The organism is Agrobacterium tumefaciens, from assembly GCF_009649785.1.
Lineage (GTDB): Bacteria > Pseudomonadota > Alphaproteobacteria > Rhizobiales > Rhizobiaceae > Agrobacterium > Agrobacterium tumefaciens.
This window is the reverse complement of the sequence record NZ_WJOK01000044.1, coordinates 1-17,079: the sequence shown is the minus strand read 5'-3', so window position 1 is coordinate 17,079 and position 17,079 is coordinate 1. Positions and strand designations below refer to the sequence as shown.

The following is a 17,079-nucleotide window of genomic DNA, read 5'->3' as shown; positions in this document are numbered from 1 at the left end:
CTTATAATGTCTTGGGTATTCTTTTTCTTTATACCAGCATTAGGTAATACAAAAAGGCCTTCCGGGGAGGAAGGCCTTTCGTTTTCTCGACCAATGCGAGTGTTTCTCATTTCTTGCGGTGGCGAGTGAGGCCTGTCACAATTTCGTCTGCGGAAATCGTGCCTATAATTGCGCCATTATCGACAACACCGATCGCGCCGGAATGTTTCGAGAGCGCATCGAGGATATCGATCAGCGGCGATGTCGGACGGGCGGTGGCGGCCACGTTCAACCGGCCGTTTTGTTCGTCCACGCCTGGCTTCATCACGTCCGCGGCGGTCAGCATGGAGATCGGGTTCATGTTCTGCACGAAATCCGCGACATATTGCGTAGCCGGTTGCTTGACGATCTGCTGCGGCGTGCCGCACTGGATGATACGCCCGCCCTCCATCATGGCGATGCGGTTGCCGATGCGGAATGCCTCGTCCAGATCGTGACTGACGAAGAGGATGGTTTTCTTCAACCGGCTCTGGAACTCCAGAAGTTCGTCCTGAAGGCGGCTTCTGATGAGCGGGTCGAGCGCCGAGAACGGCTCGTCCATCAAGAGAATGGGCGCTCCGGTCGCGAAGGCGCGCGCCAGCCCCACGCGCTGCTGCATGCCGCCGGAAAGCTCCCCCACCTTGCGGTCAGCCCAGGCGGACAGGTTCACCAGCTCAAGCTGCTCGGCCACCATGCGCTTGCGCTCCGCTTCCGGCGTCCCGGAAAGCTCCAGCCCGAAACCGACATTGTCGGCAACGTTTCGCCAGGGCAGCAGGCCGAATTGCTGGAAGACCATCGAAACCGTATGCATGCGCAGATCGCGCAGCGCCTTCGCCGTCGCCCGATAGGGATCGACAAAGCCGGCCGCCGTCTTCACGCTGACATTGCCACGCACCACAGGCGCCAGGCCGTTAACGGCCCTGAGCAGCGTCGATTTACCGGAGCCCGAAAGCCCCATGAGCACGAGTATTTCGCCCTCATTTACCGAAAGCGAGGCATTCGCAACGCCGAGGACCAGTCCGGTCTGCTCGTTGATCTCGTCACGCGTGCTGCCCTTGTCGATCAGCGCCAGCGCCGCCTCGGGCCGGTCGCCGAAGACGATATCGACATTTCCGAAGATGATTGCATCACTCATAGATCATGCTCCGTGCCGGGAAGGCGGAAAAGTCGGTCGAGAACGATCGCCAATATGACGATGCACAACCCAGCTTCGAAGCCCATGGCGATGTTGACGGTGTTCAAGGCGCGTACCACCGGCACCCCCAGGCCGTTGGCGCCGACGAGGGCGGAGATGACCACCATCGAAAGCGAAAGCATGATCGTCTGGGTAAGACCCGCCATGATCTGCGGCGCAGCGAAGGGAAGCTCCACCTTGCGCAGAACCTGCGATGGCGTGGCACCGAAGGCGATGGCCGCTTCTACCAGCGCCGGCGGCGTCGAAACGATGCCGAGACGGGTCAGTCGCACGGGCGCGGGAATGGCGAAGATGACGGTGGCGATAAGCCCGGGAACCATGCCGAGGCCGAACAGCACTAGCGCCGGAATGAGATAGACGAAGGTCGGAATGGTCTGCATCAGATCCAGCACCGGGCGCATGCCGGCATAGATCCATTTGCGCCGCGCCGCCAGTATTCCAAGCGGTATGCCGATGATCATGCAGACCGCGCTGGAGGCAAGAACGAGCGCCAGCGTTTCCGTCGTCGCCTTCCAGTACCCCAGATTGATGATGAACAGCAGACCAAGCGCCGTAAAGACCGGCATGCCGACCGACCGCCTTGTCCAGGCTGAAAGAGCCGTCACAATCGCGACGATGACCAGCGGATGCGGCGCCTGCAAAACGTAAAGCAGGGCGTTAATGACGCTTTGGAAAATGAAAGAAAGCCAATCGAAGAAAAAAGCGAGATTGCCGGTCAGCCAGTCAATGGCCTCCTTGGCATATCGGCCGACGGGCAGGCGGTTTTCAGGAGCGCTGAGCCATTCCACGGTAAGACAAGACCTTTCGTGAACCAGAGCAATTCCAGTAAAAATGCGTAACGGTTTTGGGCCCGGAATTGCAAAAAATAAGAAGAACAGGCATTGAAGGTGATCCCGTTTCACCGGAAATGCCGCTAATGCAGAAACGACGGCCGGCAACAGCATTGCCGGACACCGGGATGGCGCGTGACCCCGGATGCGAGAAAAATTCGCCGACCGAGATCATGCAAAGGACATCGTAATTTCCTGCAGTATCCGGCCTGTTTACAAGGTTAGGCCGGATACATGCGTTGTCTGCAACCTAGAGGCCCAAGGCCTTCTTGACGGCGGGCAAGGCGTCAGCGCTGCCATCCTTGGTCTTGACGTTGGCAAGCCAGGGTTCGATCGCGGCCGGGTTGGCCTTCAGCCAGGCAGTCGCCGCCGCTTCGCCCTCGAGGCCATCATTCAGGATCTTGCCCATGATCTCGTTTTCCATGGGCAGGGAGAATTCCAGGTTCTTGAGAAAGACGCCAACATTCGGGCATTCCTCGGTGTAACCCTTGCGGACATTGGTGTAGATCGTCGCGCCGCCGAGATTGGGGCCGAAAACCTCGTCACCGCCGGTCAGATAGGTTAGCTTGAAATTCGTATTCATGGGATGCGGTTCCCAGCCGAGGAACACGATCGGTTCGCCGGATTTCCCCGCGCGGGCAACCTGCGACAGCATGCCCTGTTCGGAGGATTCGACCACCTCGAAACTCTTCAGCCCGAAGGTGTCCTTGGCGACCATGTCGAGGATCAGGCGGTTGCCGTCATTGCCGGGCTCGATGCCGTAGATCTTGCCGCCGAGATCGCCGCTATGGGCCGCGATATCCTTGAAATCCTTTATGCCGAGTTCAGCACCCTTGGCATTGGTCGCGAGCGTGTATTTCGCGCCGGTCAGGTTTTCACGCAGCGTTTCAACCGACTTGTCGTCGCGGTAAGGCGCGATATCGCCTTCCATGGTCGGCATCCAGTTGCCGAGGAAGACGTCGATGTCCTTGTTTTTCAGGGATGTATAGGTAACGGGCACCGAGAGAAGCTTGACGTCGGTTTCATAACCGAGGCTCTTCAGCAGCACCGTGGCAGTCGCTGTGGTGGCAGTGATGTCGGTCCAGCCCACATCGGAAAAACGAACCTTGCCACAACTTGCCGGCTCCGCAGCGCCGGCTGCATTGAACGTCATGACGGAGATTGCTGCGGCCAAAGCCAGACAGCGACTTCTATTTGCAAACATCGCTTGCTCCCTTTTTTTCGTTCCCTTGCCATTATCAATATCTGCCGGACACAATCAACTCGCGTGCATTTGCGTGCTTTGGCCCGCCGTTTGCGACACGACGATGAAAATCTCCGGCTTTTTAGTCCGCGATACGGACAGCTGCGGCATGCGGAAATCTGTGTTTTTCCCGTTGCGGCACTTTTCAACCCGACCCTTCGCCGTCAAAAGACGCGAAGGTGTACAGGGAGTGGACGATGGCAAAACTCTATTTCAATTATGCGGCGATGAACGCCGGCAAGTCGACCATGTTGTTACAGGCATCCTATAATTATCACGAGCGCGGCATGCGCACGTTGATTTTCACGGCCGCCTTTGACGACCGGGCCGGCTTCGGCCGGGTCGCGTCGCGCATCGGCCTGTCGTCCGACGCACGGACCTTCGACGCAAACACCGATATCTTCTCCGAAGTGGAGGCCCTGCATGCCGAAGCGCCCGTTGCCTGCGTTTTCATCGATGAAGCCAACTTCCTGTCCGAACACCATGTCTGGCAGCTTGCCGGTATTGCCGACCGGTTGAACATTCCGGTGATGGCCTACGGCCTGCGCACGGATTTTCAGGGCAAGCTTTTCCCAGCCTCCAGGGAACTGCTCGCCATTGCCGACGAGCTTCGCGAAATCCGCACCATCTGCCATTGCGGCCGCAAGGCGACGATGGTCGCCCGTTTCGACAATGAAGGAAATGTGGTCAAGGAAGGCGCGCAGATCGATGTCGGCGGCAACGAAAAATACGTCTCCTTCTGCCGCCGCCACTGGGTCGAAACGGTCAAGGGCGACTGACCGTCTGCGGCCGGTTGCCGCATTTGATTTTTCGCAAGGATGGCTCCCCTGCTCCTGCGCTAAGACCATGCGGACACATTCGCGTGGATGTGCTTTCTCTCAGGAGCAAAAGATATGCACAACAAAACTGCCACCGTCGCCAGCCTTGCCATCGCTGCTGCCCTCCTTGCCTTTCCCGCCCTGTCGGCCCAAATCGAGGTGAAGATGCTCAACAAGGGCAGCGATGGCCAGGCGATGGTCTTTGAACCGGCAACCGTCAAGGCAGCTGTCGGCGACGTCATTTCCTTCGTGCCCGTCGACAAGGGTCATGATGCGGCTGCCGTCAAGGAAATGCTTCCCGAGGGCGTTGCGGACTTCAAGGGCAAGATGAACGAGACGGTGAAACTGACCGTCGAGAAGGACGGCGCATACGTCGTCAAATGCACGCCGCATCTCGGCATGGGCATGGTCGCCCTCGTTGTGGTCGGCGATGCCGCACCGGCCAATCTCGATGCCATAAAGACCGGCAAGCTGCCGAAAAAGGCGCGGGAGCGGCTGGACGCCGAAATTGCCAAGCTCGGTCTGTAACCGCCTGTCACCTTGTCCGGGCGATACATGCTCCGCGCGTAGTCCAGGAACTCGGGAACGAGCCGCGCGGACCGCAGGTTGAGAAAAGTTTCGCAATCATGTTGTATCCCGGTGGGTAGGGACATATCTGGAAGACAGTAAACGACCGCGGTTGTTGCGAAGCGCCAAAAGGCGCATGGCCGAACCGCGGTTGTTCCTTCCGGCGTTCAGCCCCACGGGCAGAGGAGACTATGACGACATGATCGACCGGATAACCGCTTTGATTCAGGCAGCCTTCAACGCCATCGGCAAGGCCGCCGGTCTCGTCGTCGCCTGGCTTCTGTGGCCTTTCATGGCCGCCCACGGCTGGTACCGCGACCGCAACTGGATCATCAAGGGTCCGATCGCTCTGGTGCTCATCCTTCTGGCCGGCTTTTACGGATACTTCTTCTGGCAAACGCAGGTCTGGACGAATTTCGACCCGGATTATATTTCCCGTTACAAGCTTGCCGAACGCACGGTGCCGCCCGGGCAGGAATTGCCGGCTGCGACACCCACGGCCGCCGCCGGCGCCACCGGTGCTGCCGCAAACACCTCCGCACCGGTATGCCAGCGCTCGGCTATCGTCGATGCCGCCGCCGATCTCACCGATTTCAACGTCAATCAGAATGCATGGATTTCCTCCATGCTGCTCTATCGTCTCGGCCTTTTCGGCATGGACTGGGACAGCACGCCATTTCTGGACAACAAGGCGTCCTTCCAGCGCGGCGTGAACCAGGCGGTGCGCCGCACCGCGGTGGAACTGGTGGATACGCTCGGTCGCGTTCGTGGAACATCCGGTATCAACAACAATCTCCAGGAAGCGCGCGGGAACATGCAGTTCAGCGAATATTCCTGGTATTTCGGCCTCGATCCGTTTGGCCCCAAAACACCGACACCGAGCTACTATCGCGCCGCCATCCGCAGCTTCCAGGCATTTAACGGTGAACTGACCGCCTGCAAGGCCGTCTTCGATACCCGCGCCGATAACCTCATCCAGTTCATCGACCGCATTGCCGGCGATATCGGTTCGACATCGGCCATTCTGCGCGAGCGTTCGGAAAACTATAATGGCGGCTGGTTCGACACTCGCGCCGACGACCGTTTCTGGTTCGCCTATGGCCAGCTCTATGGTTATTACGGCGTGCTGTCGGCAGCCGGATCGGACTTCGCGCAGGTTATTCGTGAACGCAATCTGACCAATCTGTGGAATGACACCCTGGGACAGACCCGTGCGGCGCTACGCATCCAGCCGGCAATCATTTCCAACGGCGACGAAAGCGGTTGGATCATGCCCTCGCACCTTGCCACCATGGGATTTTACGTTCTGCGCGTTCGCTCCAACCTCGTCGAGCTCCGCTCCGTTCTCGACAGGTAAGTCAACGGCTTGGACCGGCATGAAAATCAGCTTATCAGGCCAAGGCGTATTGTCTTGGCCACCAGCTGCGCGCGGTTGACGCAATCCAGCTTGCGAATGGCGTTGTTCATATAGGTATTGACGGTGTGCTCCGAGATGGACAGAAGCTCGGCAATCTCCACGGAGGTCTTGCCCTGCGCAGTCCAGCGAACCACGTCGAGTTCCCGCTTCGTCAGTGGTGAGGGGAGTTTTGAGCCTGCACGACAAAGCCGGTCATAGGCCTCCAGGGCGTGAAGGGCGATCATGCACAGCTCGTTCAGCGAACCCTGCGACAGGACATCGCAATCGCCCGCGAAATTCATCAGATGCCGGTTTCCGTCCATGCCGTTCACCGGCACCAGAAGACCGGAGGTGATGCCCATGCCGCGCAGCAGGGTTGAGACTTCCAGCAGCGAGCCGCAGTTGATGTCCTTATCGTCAAGAGACCAGTATTGCGGCATCATCGATGAAGCGCCGCGCTTTATGACGGGACAATCTGCAAGTTCACCGTCCCGGGTCATCGCATTCACCACCCACACCGGCAGGCTGCTTTCCACCACTATCGGCAGGGCATAGGCATTGCGAATGCTCGGCAGCTTCAGCAACGTCACGTAGGAATAACTGAACGCCTGCATCACCTGCTGCAGCGCCGCCAGCCATTGGGGTCTGTCAATGGCAGCCGAAAGGTCGCGGCAAAGTCTGGCCTGGCGTTCCGTCTTTGGCATTCAGGCGCCGCCCGGCGGTGGGCGCAGGACACCCAGAAGCGCCGACCAGGCGGCATGGGCAAACAGTGTTGCAACCTTCATATCGGGCGGACCACCTTGACTAAAGTGCCGGTTTTTCGGGTTTATCCTTCGGCTTGGCCATCAGTTTCTCCAGGAAACCGAGCATGACCGCCGAGACGACAAATGCCAGATGGATGATGGTGAACCACATCAACTGGCTATCCGTATACTGACTGGCGTTGAGGAATATCTGTAGCAGGTGGATCGACGAAATCGCCACAATCGACGATGCGACCTTGATTTTCAGGCTGCCGGCATCAAGCTTGCCCAGAAATGAAACCTCGTCATCCGCCTCATCGAAACGGCTGACGAAATTCTCATAGCCGGAGATCATCACCATGACGATAAGGCTCGCTACCAGCGCCGCATCGATCAGCCCGAGCATGGCGAGGATCATGTCCGATTCGTCGTAAGTGAAAACGTTTTTGGCGACCTTCAGGAATTTCAGCACGAAAGAAAATGCATAAACCGCCAGCGCCGCGACGAGCCCGAGATAAAACACGACGAGCAGCCAGCGGCTGGAGAGAATGATCCGCTCGACGAGCAGTTCAAGTGACTTCATTTCCGTATCCGATTACTTTTTTGTATATTGTTGGAGCATGCATTCTTCCGCCATCTAAACTGGCTGCGAATATCCTAGCAAGCGTCAATGTCGGGACTTTGGCCGGAACCCGGCATTTTCGGGCCTCTCCACCGGTCCGGATGCAGTTTCACGGAGCGTCACATTTTTGCCACGCACCGTTATGCTTTAAAACATGATGATAAAAGTCATATATAATATGTTGACAGTTATGATCATGTTTTTTAGTCCTCAGCAATCGGCTTGCCCGTAACAAATCAAAACAGTTTCAGCCGCGACAGCAAGCGCGGCGCGTTTTTGCGCGCCATAGCTTCTGCGCGCGCCTATCCGGGGGTATTTAATGTCCATCTCGCGCACACATTCGGCGCTGTTTTTGTGCACTGCCATGTCTCTTCTGCCCTTTGCCGGACCTGCGCAATCGCAGGATGCCGCGTCGCAGACGAACGACACCACCACGCTGGAGAAGATCGTGGTCAAGGGCAAGCGTGTCAAAAGCGCGAATGCAGCCGCCGACACACCGCTTGCAAGCCAGACGACGGCGGAAGACATCAGGAAGAAAGACATCGGCAGCATCAAGGACCTCGGAAACTCCACCGAGCCGGGTGTCGATTATGTGGATGCCAAGCCCGGCAGGCCCGGCGGCCTGTTCATTCGCGGTCTGGGCGGCGCCCGTGTCGTGACCCTGATCGACAATATTCCCGTTCCCTTCTTCAACAATTTCGCCCGTCAGGGACAGGCCACGACGACCCTGAGTGATACCAGTTCGAGCTTTGATTTTTCATCGCTTTCCACGGTTGACGTTGTACGCGGCGCCGATTCCAGCCGCATCGGTTCCGGCGCTCTTGGCGGCGCACTCGTTCTGCGCACGCTTGAGCCGGAAGACCTGATCGGTGAAGGCAAGGACTGGGGCGGTGTTGCCAAGACCACCTATGACAGCGAGGACAGAAGCGTCGGCGGATCGCTCGCCGTTGCAAAGAAGATCGAAAACACCTCGGTTCTGTTCCAGGGCTCCTACAAGCGCGGCAACGAAACGGACAATAAGGGCTTCGCCGATATCTACGGAACCCGCCGCACCAAGCCCAACCCGGCAGATACCTACGAAAGCAACCTGATGTTCAAGATCCGCCAGGATCTGGAAGGCGGCCACCGCATCGGACTTACGGCCGAGCGTTATTCATTGAGAGATCGCAGCGACATGCGAACCCTGCAAGGCGTCAGCGTATCGGGATCGACTTACCGCATTGGCGACTACAGCGGCTACGAGGATACGGAGCGCGACCGCGTGTCGCTTGATTACGAATATGAAGCGCCGTCGACAGACAGCCTGATCGATGCAGCCAATCTGTCGCTCTACTGGACGCGCCTCTCCAAGGAATCCGGCGCTGGCAACCGGCTGACCAACAACTCGCTCTATATCCGCGAAGACAGCATGCGCAACAGCGCTTTCGGCATCGTCGGCGGCCTTGAATCCGGTTTCGAACTCGGCGGCGTGCAGCACACCGTGCGCTTCGGCGGCAACGCCATGACAACCGATTTCAGCCAGGCGCTTTATGCCAACACAGGCGGAGTGACCTCATCGTCACAGTCGGACATGCCTGACGTGAGCGGCAAGAGCCTTGGCCTCTATCTCGATGACGAAATCGCGTTTGGAAACGGTTTCAGGCTGACCCCCGGACTGCGCTTCGATTCCTACGATTACGATCCGGATGGCTCGGTATCCAGCAACAGCGGTTACAACACCTTCGGCCTGCCAAGCGGCAATAGCGGTTCGCGCTTCTCGCCGAAGCTGCTCGCGACATACGACGTGACGCCGGAATTGCAGCTCTTCGCGCAATGGTCGATGGCCTATCGCGCTCCGACCATCAACGAGCTTTATCTGAACTTCTCGAATATCAGCTCCGGTTATGCCGTGGTCGGCAACTCCGCACTCAACCCCGAAACCAGCAACGGCTTTGAAATCGGCGCCAATTACGCATCCGGCGATCTGACGGGGAGCCTGACGCTGTTCCACAACAAGTACAAGAACTTCATCGAGCAATACACGACCTCGACGACGCTGTTCCCCGGCTTCGGCGGCAGGGGCAACGGATCGCTCTTTACCTATCGCAACCGCAACAATGTTGAAATCTCCGGCGTGGAAGCCAAGGTCCGCAAGGAACTCGCAAACGGCTTCTTCGCCCATGCGTCGCTTGCTTATGCTTATGGCAAAGACACAGACAGCAACGAATTCATCCGCACGGTGGCGCCGTTCAAGTCCGTCCTCGGCGTCGGCTACGCACAGGAGACATGGGGCACGGAATTCACCGGCATCTTCTCCTCGCATATGCGTGACGACAAGGTGGCCACAACCTACGACGCACCCGGTTACGGCATCTTCAACCTGACCGGCTGGTGGGAACCGGAACAGACCAAGGGCCTGCGTATTCAGGCCGGCGTCTACAACCTGTTCGACAAGCAATACTGGAACGCCGTCGGCGTTCGTGACGTCAACCCCAATGCCGTCAGCACCGTCAACCAGCCTGTCGACTTCTATACGGAAGCGGGACGCACCTTCAAAATCTCTCTGACCCAGAAATTCTAAACCCGGTCGGAACATCATCTCCAGTCGGGGCGGCCTTCGGGTCGCCCCTTTTTTATCAGCGGCAGTAGAGATAACCTCCCTTTCGCTCCAGCACGTCGAGATGCAGGTGATCCTGATGGGTCGCGTCGCTGCCGGGGGAAAGAACGGTTCGGAAGAACAGGCAGGCGGCGGCTGTAATCGTCCGCTGGAAGGCACCTTCCACCGTTCCATCCTCGCCGCGCGGCTTCATCACCAGCGGATCGCCCTTGTCAAAGGCGATGGTGGAAATATCGACAGCATTGCCCTTGGCATGTTCGGAAATCTTGCCGGTTTCGGCACTGTTGCGGTTGCGGCAAATATAGGTCGAGGCATTGGCAATCGCCGTTACCTTTTTGTCCGGCAGGGCGAGAGCCGCAGCCGGCAGCATCATCTCCTTTGTCCAGCGCGATAGCGCAAGGGCGGTTTCGCAGCGCATGGTGCCAGATGGTTCAAGCTTGATGCCCGGCAGCACCACGGAAAGCTCGATCGGCGCTTCGATACCGCACCCCTGCTCTTCGTCGCGGATCGGCTCGAGCTCTTTGAATTCCGCGCCGATTTCCTTCAACGCGCCAAGGCAGGCCTGAAGCTCTGCCGGGTCTTCCGGCTTCACAGGCTCCGGCGGTTTTTCCTCGGGTTTCGTTGCTTCGACAGCCGGAGCTACCGTCTCACCGCCGTTTTGCCCCTTGTCGTCTTTCTTCTTGTCCTCGGCACCCTTCACTTCCGCGCCGGATTTTCCTTCTTCAGGCGTTTGCGGCTTGGGGGTCGGTTTCGGTGTGTCTTCGGGCGTTTGCGCGCCCTTATCGGCCGGCTTTTTCGTTGTGGCAGGTGCTTGCTGTTCGCCAGGCTTCGGCTGTGGCACCGGCACCTGTGGCGGCGGTTCGGAAGCGGAAATAAGGGCGAGACTCGTCATCAGAAGACACAGGCGATGAAGCATTTTCCGGGGCACTCCTGACTGTTTCGGCAGGACAGGAACGCAACTCGCGCCGGTAAGGTTCATTCCGTCGCCGGAATCCGCTTGCCAAGGCGAATTGTGCAGGCTAACAATTTTCCCATGAACATCGTGTCTATGAACATTGCTAACTGGTGGTGGAGCAGCTTTACGCGGCCTTGACCAGTCATGTCTTCAGACAAAGTCCAAGCCGCCCGAATTTTCAGGCGGCTTTTTTGTTATTCTGCCGCCTGTCATCGGGCCTGAAAAACGGGAAGTGCGAAAGAAATGGTAACGATCATTCAGGATGACGGAGCGGAAACCTACGAGACGAAAGGCGGCATAAAGGTCAGCCGAAAGCGTCGCGCCGCCGAATATGCCAGCGCCATCGACAACTACATCGAAAAGCTCGATGCCCATCGCGGCGCGGTTTTCTCGTCCAACTACGAATATCCGGGCCGCTACACGCGCTGGGATACGGCCATCATCGATCCGCCGCTCGGCATTTCTTGCTTCGGTCGCCAGATGTGGATCGAAGCCTATAACGGTCGCGGCGAAGTGCTGCTCGACTTCATCACCGAAAAGCTGAAGGCGACACCCGATCTGACGCTGGGCGCATCCTCCGTCCGCCGTCTCGACCTCACGGTCAACGAGCCGGACCGCGTCTTTACAGAAGAAGAACGCTCGAAAATCCCGACCGTCTTCACGGCGCTGCGCGCCATCGTCGACCTGTTCTATTCGAATGCGGATTCGGCCATCGGCCTGTTCGGCGCCTTCGGTTACGATCTCGCTTTCCAGTTCGACGCGATCAAGCTTTCGCTCGCGCGCCCGGAAGACCAGCGCGACATGGTGCTGTATCTGCCCGACGAAATTCTCGTCGTGGACCATTATTCCGCCAAGGCCTGGATCGACCGTTACGATTTCGAGAAGGACGGTGTAACGACGGACGGCAAGTCCTCAGAGATCGCGCCCGATCCCTTCAAGACCACCGACACGATCCCGCCCAAGGGCGATCACCGTCCCGGCGAATATTCCGAGCTGGTGGTGAAGGCCAAGGAAAGCTTCCGACGCGGCGATCTGTTCGAGGTCGTTCCCGGCCAGAAGTTCATGGAGCGCTGCGAAAGCAATCCATCGGCGATCTCCCGCCGCCTGAAGGCGATCAACCCCTCGCCCTATTCCTTCTTCATCAATCTCGGTCATCAGGAATATCTGGTCGGTGCTTCGCCGGAAATGTTCGTGCGAGTCTCCGGCCGTCGCATTGAGACCTGCCCGATTTCAGGCACCATCAAGCGTGGCGACGACCCGATTGCCGACAGCGAGCAGATCCTGAAGCTGCTGAATTCGAAGAAGGACGAGTCCGAACTGACCATGTGCTCGGATGTGGACCGCAATGACAAGAGCCGCGTTTGCGAGCCGGGTTCGGTGAAGGTCATCGGCCGCCGCCAGATCGAGATGTATTCGCGCCTCATCCACACGGTCGACCACATCGAGGGCCGTCTGCGCGACGACATGGATGCCTTCGATGGCTTCCTCAGCCACGCCTGGGCCGTCACCGTCACCGGCGCACCGAAGCTCTGGGCCATGCGCTTCATTGAAAGCCATGAAAAGAGCCCGCGCGCCTGGTATGGCGGTGCAATCGGCATGGTCGGTTTCAACGGCGACATGAATACCGGGCTTACGCTGCGCACCATCCGTATCAAGGATGGCATCGCGGAAGTCCGCGCCGGTGCGACGCTTCTCAATGATTCCAATCCGCAGGAAGAAGAAGCCGAAACCGAACTGAAGGCATCCGCCATGATCGCGGCCATTCGCGATGCAAAAGCCACAAACTCCGCCGCCACCAAGCGCGATGCCGCCAAGGTGGGCACCGGCGTCAAGATCCTGCTGGTCGATCACGAAGACAGTTTCGTGCACACGCTGGCGAATTATTTCCGCCAGACGGGCGCCACGGTTTCCACCGTCAGAACGCCGGTTGCAGCGGAGGTCTTCGACCGCTTCCAGCCCGATCTCGTCGTGCTCTCGCCCGGACCGGGCAGCCCGACGGATTTCGACTGCAAGGCGACGATCAAGGCCGCCCGCGCCCGCGAGTTGCCAATCTTCGGCGTGTGCCTCGGTCTTCAGGCGCTGGCGGAAGCCTATGGCGGCGAACTTCGTCAACTTGCGGTACCAATGCACGGCAAGCCCTCACGCATCCGCGTGCTGGAGCCAGGCCTGGTCTTCTCCGGTCTCGGCAAGGAAGTGACCGTGGGTCGCTACCACTCGATCTTCGCCGACCCTTCCACCCTTCCGCGTGATTTCATCATCACCGCGGAAAGTGAAGACGGCACGATCATGGGCATCGAACACGCCAAGGAACCGGTAGCCGCCGTTCAGTTCCACCCGGAATCGATCATGACTCTCGGCCAGGATGCCGGCATGCGCATGATCGAGAACGTCGTGGTGCATCTCACCCGCAAGGCGAAAACCAAGGCGGCGTAAACATCCTGCATCGGCGGCGTCACTTCGGCGCCGTCGGGCAAGCCTCAAACATCGCGACTTCGAGATCGCCTGCTGCCTAGCTACGCGGCAGCGATGTGGAAATGCACAGCGCGAATTTCTTCAAAAGTTGCATGTCGAAGTGGCCTTCCCGGCGCAACATCCACGTCAGCGCTTCGTTTGCCGTCCACGGCTTCTTGTAGGGCCGAACCGAGGTTACGGCGTCATAGACATCGCAGATCGCCGCAATGCGCGCGTGAAGACTGATCTCGTTTCCGGCGCAGCCGCTGGGATAACCGCCGCCATCAATGCGCTCGTGATGATTGAAGCAGACATCCAGAACCATGGCCGGCATCTGCTCGTTGCGCGACAAGATATCCCGGCCGAACGTTGGATGAAGATTGATGATTTCCCGCTCGGTGGCGCTTAACCCTTCCGCCTTGTTGAGGATCGACGAAGGAATTTCCACCTTGCCTATATCGTGCAGCAGGCCGCTGATGCCGAGCAGATCGACCGTTTCCTTGTCCAGCCCGAGATAATTGCCAAAATGGATCATCAACCCGCTGACGGAAACCAAATGCACGAAGGTCGTCTCGTCCTTCGACTTCAACCGGGTAACGCCGATGAAAATCGCCGGGTTCGACTGGACCGCATCGGAAATCTTGCCGGCCGCCGCTGTCATGCCCTTGAGCGACACGCAGCCACCGGCTTCGGCAACGGCAAATGTCTCGGCAATGGCATCGGCGGCGGAGCGCACGGCATGGGTGATGGCAGCCATGGTTTCGGGGCCATTGTTTAATCGCGGCGGGACGGTTCCAGAGTACGGCCTACCCTCGATATCGTTTCCCTTGGCCGTATTGATGATGATGCTTTCAGCGCCGCTCAATTTCAATTGACGCATCAACTCTTCATGGCGCAGAAGAAATCGATATCGCTGCAAAAATTCGCTGTTCGAAAGCGCTCCCTCGACCGCTTCGATAAACATGCCAACCGTCAATTGCTGGGTAGAAATTCGTTTGAGCATCAGACGCTTTTATTTTCCTTCCCGGGAATGGTAACCTCCGCTGGCAATTGCTGAAAAGACCGGGAACCAACCGGTATCCCTCCAAGGGTAAGTTACGCATTCCTAACATTGTTCAATTTTGGAACTTAAACATAAGATAGCACGAATATGAAAATTTTTTACTCTGGATATATTTAAAACGCAAAGAATCAATTCGATTAAGCCAAGAAACAACCTAAGAATGTAAATACTGAAAATTCTCGCGAACGACGTAAACCAGGAGCCGAAGAAAAGCCGCATGAATTCGAAACTTGAAACGCGCATCGATCAGGGTACGGGCCGTGAACCGGCAGATATAGTTCTCAAGGGCGGACGATTCTTCGACCTCGTAACTGGAGAACTTGTTGCCTCCGACATCGCCATATGCGGCGATACCATCGTTGGAACTTGCGAAAGCTACAAGGGTCGCAGGGAAATCGACATTTCGGGGAAAATCGTCGTTCCAGGTTTCATCGATACCCATCTCCACATCGAATCATCGCTGGTCACGCCGCACGAATTCGATCGCTGCGTTCTGCCCTACGGCGTTACCACCGCCATCTGCGACCCGCATGAGATCGCCAATGTTCTGGGCGCGGAGGGGCTTCGGTTCTTCCTGGACAGTTCCATGGAAACCATCATGGACATCCGCGTGCAGCTCTCGTCCTGCGTGCCCGCAACCCATCTGGAAACCTCGGGCGCCGATCTGCCGATCGAAAAACTGCTGCCGTTCCGTGATCATCCGAAGGTTATCGGCCTTGCCGAATTCATGAATTTTCCGGGTGTCATCCACAAAGACCCGGTATGCATGGCAAAACTCGAAGCCTTTCAGGGACAGCATATCGACGGACACGCGCCGCTTCTGTCGGGAACGGCGCTGAACGGATATCTGGCAGCCGGCATCCGCACCGAACATGAGTGCACCAGTGCTGCCGAGGCTTTGGAAAAGATCCGCAAGGGCATGCATATTCTCGTGCGCGAAGGCTCGGTCTCAAAAGACCTGCACGCCCTGATGCCTGTTATCACCGAGCGTCTGTCGCCTTATCTTGCGCTTTGCACCGATGACCGCAACCCACTCGACATCGCCGAACAGGGTCATCTCGATTATATGATCCGCACGGCAATCGCCAACGGCGTGGAACCGCTCGCCATCTACCGCGCCGCCTCGATTTCCGCCGCAAAGGCCTTCGGCCTGCGCGATCGCGGTCTTATCGCACCGGGCTGGCGCGCCGACCTCGTGGTGATCGATACCTTGCAGAACTGCAAGGCCGGCATGGTCTTCTCCGGCGGCCGTATCGTCGATGACGCGCTGTTTGCCACCCGCAAGCCGGTCGCGCCCGTCGGTCTTGACAGCGTCAAGGCAAGACCCGTGCTCGCCGCCCATTTCGGCGTGCCGGTCGCGCAAGGCGAGACCCCGGTGATGGGCGTGCTCCCCGGCAAGATCATCACCGAACATCGCCGCTACACGCTGCCGACGGACGGCAACCAGACGACTGTCGATCTCGCAAACGACATCATCAAGGTCGCCGTCATCGAGCGCCATGGCAAGAACGGCAACCACGCCAACGGCTTCGTGCAGGGCTTCGGGCTGAAGAAGGGTGCCATCGCCTCCACTGTCGGTCATGACAGCCACAATATCTGCGTTGTCGGCGTTAACGAGGACGACATGGCGCTGGCCGCCAACCGGCTCGGCGAAATCAAGGGCGGTTTTGTGGTAGTCGAAGACGGCAAGGTGACGGGCGAGATTGCGCTCCCGGTGGCCGGGTTGATGAGCCTCGAACCTTACGAAACGGTGCGAGACACGCTCCACACCCTGCGAAAGGCAGCCTATGCGCTCGGCACGACGCTCGAGGAGCCTTTCCTGCAGGTGGCTTTCCTGCCGCTACCCGTCATCCCGCACCTGAAGATTTCCGACATGGGCATGGTGGATGTGGATCGGTTTGCACTGATCTGACGATGGAGTTTATCGGCCGGAAACAGCGTAATCTACTTATGCCGCGTTTCTGAGACGGCGCGAGCCGTCTCAGGTTTTCGTTTCTGCAGGCCAGGTCACGTAGTAATATTTGCCCGCGACCCTGCCAAAATAGGCGTGGTTGCCAGTCGTCTTGTCGACATAGCTGCCACTTGCATCCTTGGAAAGAAGGCCGCTTTCGTTACGTTTGAGCTGCGAGTTCAGGAAATCCGCCCAGTTGGTCTTGGCGATATCCGTAGCAGTTGTCGACCTGGCGTTTTTCTGACTCGGATCCCATGCGCTTATAGATTTGCCCTGCGTGGGGTCCGAGATCTGCAAGCGCCCGCCCGCAAGAGCACTCATCATCGATTGGGAACGCAGGTATTGCGCCGGGTCGTCCCCCGCTGTCGAAAGCTTGACCTTCAGATTTCGCATAAAGCCTGATGACGCGAGATATTCGATTGACGACATTTTTGGCGTTGCATTCGTTGTGGATGCGCGGACTGACGATTGTCCGGAAGCGAAAACGCTTCTGATGGATGTCGCGGGGGCAGTCTGAACCTTGGAACGTGAGGATGCGGAACTAGCGGTGGTAAGTTGACTCGAATTCTTGATCGAAACGGACATGACAATCCCTACTTCGCTTTATAGTTATTATCCGAAAATATATAAC

The 17,079-nt window shown here is 58.0% G+C and carries 14 protein-coding genes; 6 read left to right on the top strand and 8 right to left on the bottom strand.

From position 1 onward, the window contains the following. Positions 1 to 106 precede the first annotated feature (106 nt). The 3 genes from choV to GH784_RS26430 form a co-directional block, all read right to left on the bottom strand. Positions 107 to 1,153 (bottom strand): choline ABC transporter ATP-binding protein, encoded by a 1,047-nt coding sequence (gene choV, locus GH784_RS26440; RefSeq protein ID WP_065702293.1) that lies wholly within the window; start codon positions 1,151 to 1,153, stop codon positions 107 to 109. Continuing rightward, positions 1,150 to 2,001: a choline ABC transporter permease subunit gene (gene choW / locus GH784_RS26435; RefSeq protein WP_003513593.1), complete on the bottom strand. Its 852-nt coding sequence runs from the start codon at positions 1,999 to 2,001 to the stop codon at positions 1,150 to 1,152. Before choW ends, choV begins: the two co-directional genes overlap by 4 nt. 292 nt (positions 2,002 to 2,293) lie before the next feature. After that, positions 2,294 to 3,196, bottom strand: coding sequence for a choline ABC transporter substrate-binding protein (locus GH784_RS26430; RefSeq protein ID WP_233283658.1), 903 nt, complete (start codon positions 3,194 to 3,196; stop codon positions 2,294 to 2,296). Between the two features lie 287 nt (positions 3,197 to 3,483). Between GH784_RS26430 and GH784_RS26425 the strand changes: the two genes are divergently transcribed. From GH784_RS26425 to GH784_RS26415, 3 genes are all read left to right on the top strand, one after another. Beyond that, positions 3,484 to 4,065: a thymidine kinase gene (locus GH784_RS26425; RefSeq protein WP_003513599.1), complete on the top strand. Its 582-nt coding sequence runs from the start codon at positions 3,484 to 3,486 to the stop codon at positions 4,063 to 4,065. Positions 4,066 to 4,179: 114 nt separating this feature from the next. Beyond that, the gene (locus GH784_RS26420; RefSeq protein ID WP_065702292.1) at positions 4,180 to 4,632 is read left to right on the top strand and encodes a pseudoazurin; all 453 of its coding nucleotides are present in this window, start codon (positions 4,180 to 4,182) and stop codon (positions 4,630 to 4,632) included. A gap of 238 nt (positions 4,633 to 4,870) precedes the next feature. Beyond that, positions 4,871 to 6,028, top strand: coding sequence for a DUF2333 family protein (locus GH784_RS26415; protein WP_013636632.1), 1,158 nt, complete (start codon positions 4,871 to 4,873; stop codon positions 6,026 to 6,028). 26 nt (positions 6,029 to 6,054) lie between these two features. Here the strand turns inward: GH784_RS26415 and GH784_RS26410 are convergent, their stop codons facing one another. Together GH784_RS26410 and GH784_RS26405 are read right to left on the bottom strand one after the other, a co-directional pair. After that, positions 6,055 to 6,771 (bottom strand): helix-turn-helix transcriptional regulator, encoded by a 717-nt coding sequence (locus GH784_RS26410; protein WP_013636633.1) that lies wholly within the window; start codon positions 6,769 to 6,771, stop codon positions 6,055 to 6,057. 100 nt (positions 6,772 to 6,871) lie between these two features. Further along, positions 6,872 to 7,393, bottom strand: a complete 522-nt coding sequence (locus GH784_RS26405) for a TIGR00645 family protein (protein WP_013636634.1) — start codon at positions 7,391 to 7,393, stop codon at positions 6,872 to 6,874. A 358-nt stretch (positions 7,394 to 7,751) separates the two neighbouring features. Here GH784_RS26405 and GH784_RS26400 point away from each other — a divergent pair, with 358 nt between their 5' ends. Further along, positions 7,752 to 9,992 carry a TonB-dependent hemoglobin/transferrin/lactoferrin family receptor gene (locus GH784_RS26400; RefSeq protein WP_065662203.1) on the top strand — a complete coding sequence of 747 codons (2,241 nt, stop codon included), beginning with the start codon at positions 7,752 to 7,754 and terminating at the stop codon, positions 9,990 to 9,992. Positions 9,993 to 10,047: 55 nt separating this feature from the next. Here the strand turns inward: GH784_RS26400 and GH784_RS26395 are convergent, their stop codons facing one another. After that, on the bottom strand, positions 10,048 to 10,944 hold the full coding sequence (locus tag GH784_RS26395) for an extensin-like domain-containing protein (protein ID WP_153793992.1): 897 nt from the start codon (positions 10,942 to 10,944) through the stop codon (positions 10,048 to 10,050). 282 nt (positions 10,945 to 11,226) lie between these two features. Between GH784_RS26395 and GH784_RS26390 the strand changes: the two genes are divergently transcribed. Then, the gene (locus tag GH784_RS26390) at positions 11,227 to 13,416 is read left to right on the top strand and encodes an anthranilate synthase (RefSeq protein ID WP_003513614.1); all 2,190 of its coding nucleotides are present in this window, start codon (positions 11,227 to 11,229) and stop codon (positions 13,414 to 13,416) included. 76 nt (positions 13,417 to 13,492) lie between these two features. Here the strand turns inward: GH784_RS26390 and GH784_RS26385 are convergent, their stop codons facing one another. Continuing rightward, positions 13,493 to 14,437 carry an HD-GYP domain-containing protein gene (locus tag GH784_RS26385; protein ID WP_065702290.1) on the bottom strand — a complete coding sequence of 315 codons (945 nt, stop codon included), beginning with the start codon at positions 14,435 to 14,437 and terminating at the stop codon, positions 13,493 to 13,495. A gap of 277 nt (positions 14,438 to 14,714) precedes the next feature. On the opposite strand from GH784_RS26385, the gene ade reads away from it, so the two are divergent. Then, positions 14,715 to 16,409: an adenine deaminase gene (gene ade, locus GH784_RS26380; RefSeq protein WP_019565181.1), complete on the top strand. Its 1,695-nt coding sequence runs from the start codon at positions 14,715 to 14,717 to the stop codon at positions 16,407 to 16,409. Between the two features lie 69 nt (positions 16,410 to 16,478). Here the strand turns inward: ade and GH784_RS26375 are convergent, their stop codons facing one another. Next, on the bottom strand, positions 16,479 to 17,033 hold the full coding sequence (locus GH784_RS26375; RefSeq protein WP_026330763.1) for a hypothetical protein: 555 nt from the start codon (positions 17,031 to 17,033) through the stop codon (positions 16,479 to 16,481). Between the last annotated feature and the right edge of the window lie 46 nt (positions 17,034 to 17,079).

Coding starts and splice junctions, on each gene's coding strand:
- GH784_RS26385 (WP_065702290.1), bottom strand. CDS start 14,437: ATGCTCAAACGAATTTCTACCCAGCAATTGACGGTTGGCATGTTTATC.
- GH784_RS26430 (WP_233283658.1), bottom strand. CDS start 3,196: ATGACGTTCAATGCAGCCGGCGCTGCGGAGCCGGCAAGTTGTGGCAAG.
- GH784_RS26375 (WP_026330763.1), bottom strand. CDS start 17,033: ATGTCCGTTTCGATCAAGAATTCGAGTCAACTTACCACCGCTAGTTCC.
- GH784_RS26420 (WP_065702292.1), top strand. CDS start 4,180: ATGCACAACAAAACTGCCACCGTCGCCAGCCTTGCCATCGCTGCTGCC.
- GH784_RS26390 (WP_003513614.1), top strand. CDS start 11,227: ATGGTAACGATCATTCAGGATGACGGAGCGGAAACCTACGAGACGAAA.
- GH784_RS26405 (WP_013636634.1), bottom strand. CDS start 7,393: ATGAAGTCACTTGAACTGCTCGTCGAGCGGATCATTCTCTCCAGCCGC.
- GH784_RS26415 (WP_013636632.1), top strand. CDS start 4,871: ATGATCGACCGGATAACCGCTTTGATTCAGGCAGCCTTCAACGCCATC.
- GH784_RS26425 (WP_003513599.1), top strand. CDS start 3,484: ATGGCAAAACTCTATTTCAATTATGCGGCGATGAACGCCGGCAAGTCG.
- GH784_RS26400 (WP_065662203.1), top strand. CDS start 7,752: ATGTCCATCTCGCGCACACATTCGGCGCTGTTTTTGTGCACTGCCATG.
- choV (WP_065702293.1), bottom strand. CDS start 1,153: ATGAGTGATGCAATCATCTTCGGAAATGTCGATATCGTCTTCGGCGAC.
- GH784_RS26395 (WP_153793992.1), bottom strand. CDS start 10,944: ATGCTTCATCGCCTGTGTCTTCTGATGACGAGTCTCGCCCTTATTTCC.
- ade (WP_019565181.1), top strand. CDS start 14,715: ATGAATTCGAAACTTGAAACGCGCATCGATCAGGGTACGGGCCGTGAA.
- GH784_RS26410 (WP_013636633.1), bottom strand. CDS start 6,771: ATGCCAAAGACGGAACGCCAGGCCAGACTTTGCCGCGACCTTTCGGCT.